At 49.2% G+C, this 4,721-nt stretch carries 2 protein-coding genes and 2 pseudogenes; all 4 read left to right on the forward strand.

Features of this window, described 5'->3' with window-relative positions; all coding sequences use genetic code 11:
* Positions 1-3,303 (forward strand): annotated as a pseudogene (locus tag PsAD5_RS28045) (DUF4214 domain-containing protein); the annotation flags it as partial.
* Positions 3,304-3,485: 182 nt separating this feature from the next.
* Positions 3,486-3,980, forward strand: coding sequence for a MerR family transcriptional regulator (locus PsAD5_RS14325; protein ID WP_063292617.1), 495 nt, complete (start codon positions 3,486-3,488; stop codon positions 3,978-3,980).
* A gap of 88 nt (positions 3,981-4,068) precedes the next feature.
* Positions 4,069-4,308, forward strand: coding sequence for a hypothetical protein (locus PsAD5_RS14330; protein WP_208988627.1), 240 nt, complete (start codon positions 4,069-4,071; stop codon positions 4,306-4,308).
* A 1-nt stretch (position 4,309) separates the two neighbouring features.
* Positions 4,310-4,721, forward strand: a pseudogene (locus PsAD5_RS14335) (tyrosine-type recombinase/integrase); the annotation flags it as partial.

Raw genomic sequence — 4,721 nt, forward strand, 5'->3', positions numbered from 1 at the left:
TATTCAGAGCACTGGCAGCATCTTCGTGGCCAAAAAGGTAACGATACCTATTTGATCGGCAATGAGAACAAGAATGTCTGGATCACCCAAGAGGCGGAGTGGGCTGACAGCGGCAACGATACCGTTCACTTCAAGGATCTGACGCTTCAGGATCTAACACTCAGCACGTACAGCCATGACAACTATGGTGAAGCTCTGCGCCTGCAATGGGACAAAGATGGTCAGTCCGGCTCTCTCTTCCTCTCAGACCTGGGTCAACACATAGAACGCTTCGAGTTCGCTGATGGTAGTATTCTAACAAGTCTCGAGATCACCAGTGATGTTCATGGACGTCCAAAGCTGTTTGGCACCTCCGGGGATGATTACATCATCGGAACCCAGAACAGTGATCTGATCTATGCCGGCGACGGCAACGATACTCTGGATGCTGGCGGACATACTGAACATTGGCAGCACCTACGCGGTCAGAAAGGAGACGACACCTATCTGATCCGTAAAGATGATGGCAATGTCTGGATCACTCAGCTTGGGGAATGGGCTGACAGCGGCAACGATACCGTTCGCTTCAAGGACCTATCACTTCAGGATCTAACACTCAGCTCCTATAGCCATGAGAACTATGGTGAGGCCTTGCGTCTGCAATGGGACAAGGATGGCCAGTCCGGTTCGCTGTTCCTGTCTGACATGGGCGAACATATCGAACGCTTTCAGTTTGCTGATGACAGTAGTGTGTCCAGTATCAGGATCGACAGTATTGGACGTGTTGCCCTTCAAGGGACTACGGGCAATGATCTGATTGTCGGTGGTGAACGGAGCAACACAATTAATGCTGGCGATGGGGACGATACGCTCGATGCTGGTGGCTATTCAGAGCACTGGCAGCATCTTCGTGGCCAAAAAGGTAACGATACCTATTTGATCGGCAATGAGAACAAGAATGTCTGGATCACCCAAGAGGCGGAGTGGGCTGACAGCGGCAACGATACCGTTCACTTCAAGGACCTATCACTTCAGGATCTAACACTCAGCTCCTATAGCCATGAGAACTATGGTGAGGCCTTGCGTCTGCAATGGGACAAGGATGGCCAGTCCGGTTCGCTGTTCCTGTCTGACATGGGCGAACATATTGAACGCTTCGAGTTCGCTGATGGTAGTATTCTCACAAGTCTCGAGATCACCAGTGATGCTCATGGACGTCCAAAGCTGTTTGGCACCTCCAGGGATGATTACATCATCGGAACCCAGGAGAGTGATCTGATCTATGCCGGCGATGGCAACGATACTCTGGATGCTGGTGGGCATACTGAACATTGGCAGCACCTGCGCGGTCAGGAAGGCGACGACACCTATCTGATCGGTAAAGATGATGGCGTGGTGGCAATCTCCCGAGGAGGTGAATGGGCTGAAAGCGGCACAGATACTGTTCGCTTTAAGGAGTTGTCCCTCAAAGACTTACAGCTCAGCTCCTATAGCCACGAAAACGACGGTGAAGTTTTAAAACTAACATGGAACAAGGGTGGCCAGATTGGCTCCTTGCATCTGTCAGACATGGGAGCTCATATTGAGCGCTTCGAGTTCGCCGATGGAACCAGCCTGAGAAAGATTGACATTATCAGCGATGCTCATGGGCGTTCAAAACTCCTGGGAACTTCCGGGGATGATTTCATCGTTGGGACCCAGGGCAGCAATCTGATCTATGCTGGCGATGGCAACGATACTCTGGATGCTGGTGGGCATACTGAACATTGGCAGCACCTGCGCGGTCAGGAAGGCGACGACACCTATCTGATCGGAAAAGACGATGGCGTGGTGGCAATCTCCCGAGGAGGAGAATGGGCTGAAAGCGGCACAGATACTGTTCGCTTTAAGGAGTTGTCCCTCAAAGACTTACAGCTCAGCTCCTATAGCCACGAAAACGACGGTGAAGTTTTAAAACTAACATGGAACAAGGGTGGCCAGATTGGCTCCTTGCATCTGTCAGACATGGGAGCTCATATTGAGCGCTTCGAGTTCGCCGACAGTGTCAGACTTGGAGCCATTGAGTTAAATGTTAATGGCGCAGATAATTACCATGGAACAGACAGTGACGACATCATCACAGGTATTCGAGCAGACGGCTATAAAGCCCTCAGACTGTATGGTGAAAAAGGCGATGACACACTGATCGCCGCTAAAGCTACATTGCCAGTCGGGGTTACTGACAGTGGCAATCAACATCTTTATGGGCGTCAAGGCAATGACACTTATGTCATCAGCAAGAACAGTGGTGACGTTCGAATTACCGGCTTTGCAGAAGAAGTGGGAATGGGAACGGATACAGTCCGATTTATCGACCTAACTCTGGCAGAATTGAGCATTGGGCTCGCGAGTGCAGATCCAACAAGCAAATGGAATGGAGCTTGGCATTTCAACTGGGCCGGGGAAGCTGCTCTTTTAATACAAGAAGAAGCTGAAATTGAACGCTTTGAGTTCGCTGATGGTGTCAGACTTGGAGCCATTGAGCTAGATGTTGATGGTGCTGATAATTACTACGGCACTGACAGTGACGACATCGTCACAGGTATTCGAGCAGACGGCTATAAAGCCCTCAGACTGTATGGTGAAAAAGGCGATGACACACTGATCGCCGCTAAAGCTACATTGCCAGTCGGGGTTACTGACAGTGGCAGTCAACATCTTTATGGGCGTCAAGGCAATGACACTTATGTCATCAGCAAGAACAGTGGTGACGTTCGAATTACCGGCTTTGCAGAAGAAGTGGGAATGGGAACGGATACAGTCCGATTTATCGACCTAACTCTGGCAGAATTGAGCATTGGGCTCGCGAGTGCAGATCCAACAAGCAAATGGAATGGAGCTTGGCATTTCAACTGGGCCGGGGAAGCTGCTCTTTTAATACAAGAAGATGCTGAAATTGAACGCTTTGAGTTCGCCGATGGAACTAGCTTGAGTGAGGTCAAATTACATAATGATGGCCAATTGGGACTGGTAGGAACGGAAGACGATGATGTGATCTTTAGCGGATCACGCTCTGAAACCATCAGTGGTAGTACAGGCTCTGATACTTTCATCTTCGCAGGTCTCAACATCGGCACAGATGTAATTACTGACTTTGTTGCCGGGGCGGGTTCTGAAGATATCATCCGTTTCGATAGCGACGTTTTAACTGACTTTGGTGCCGTACTTGCTGCAGCAAGTGATAACGGAAGCAATGTTATTATCGCGCTTGATGATGACAACTCAGTCACTTTGAGCAATATATCAAAATCAGATCTCCATTCTGATGATTTCCAATTTGTCTAATAGAAAGCATTTCATCCCCTTGGTTTTACTAACCAAGGGGATGAAAATATTGAGTTATTCCCCCTGCCAAAAGCACAAGTAAGTACCAAACCCCACCTACAGAAACCTCGACTTAAAAATGTTCTACTTGACCCATTTTTATAAAATGGTACGTTTGTCCCATTAACCGGAACGAGTCGGCTATGGAACCTAAAACTGACCTATTCAGTCGAACTTTCACTGCATCTGAAGTCGCTAAACTCATCGGCATGAACATAGAAACTTTGCGTGTATGGCGAAGGAGGAAGCAGTTTGTGCTGGAGGGAGAACGCGAAGGTTGGACACGATACACCTTCGGCGATCTCATGGTCGTTGCGACCTACAACACACTTGTGCGTGCCCACTGTACGAATGCAATGGCGGAAATGATCGCTGGCACCATTTCTATTAGAGTGGAGAGAAACTGGCCGCAGATTCTCGACGTACAAGAAGGTGTGTTCTGCATTTGCAATATGTCAGCAGATGATACGAACTTATCCATCCAGTTGTATCACGGCTTGGATGCTGTTCAAAATGCAATAGCTGACTTTATTCATACAGCAGAGCGGCAACCCGCTTTTCATGTCGTCGACTGCACGGCATTGATTGTCCAAATGCTAGGCGCCTATGACAAGCTCCAAAAAGAGCAAACCACCTAGTTCTCACTCTATTGAGTTGGGCAATAGGCCGAAACATTGAAGCTAAGACAATTCATTTGCTGCAGACCAAGATCGAGAGGGGATCGATATGGCGAGAGCGCAGTTGAACTTGAGTATCCAGCCGTATCGCATGCTGAAGAGAGCTGATGCGGCTTCCTATTGTGGTCTAAGTGCAACCAGCTTCCTGGCCAATTGTCCGGTTCCCGCTGTTCTTCTTCCCGGAGGGCGCAAGGTCTGGGACGTCAAGGATCTGGACCGTTGGATTGAAGGCTTAAAGGAAGACAGCCGTCCATCAGATGATGATCTCCTCAATCAGCTGGGGCTCTGATATGACGATAGTCCGGGTCAAAGGCTTCAAGATCTTCAATGACCAGCATGGCAAGCTGCGGTGTTATCATCGCAAGACTGGTGAGCCGATCAATCTGGAAAAGGCGCCAATTGGCAGTGCTGCCTTTCTGGCGGAATGCGAGCGACTAACAAGCTTAATGTCCGTGGCTGATACCAGCAGGCCGGGCACGCTCGGCAATCTGATTGACAAGTATCGCGCCAGCTCTACCTTTCTTGAGTTGGCTGAGCGCACCAAGGCGGATTACCAGAAGGTCTTTGATTATCTGGCGCCAATCAACAACACACCCCTCACTCGCTTTACCTCACCCTTCATTGTCAAACTCAGAGACAAGACAGAGGAGCAGCGTAAGCGGCGTTTTGCAAACTATGTAAAACAAGTGCTCTCTGTTCTGT

The organism is Pseudovibrio sp. Ad5, assembly GCF_001623095.1.
Classification (GTDB): Bacteria; Pseudomonadota; Alphaproteobacteria; order Rhizobiales; family Stappiaceae; genus Pseudovibrio.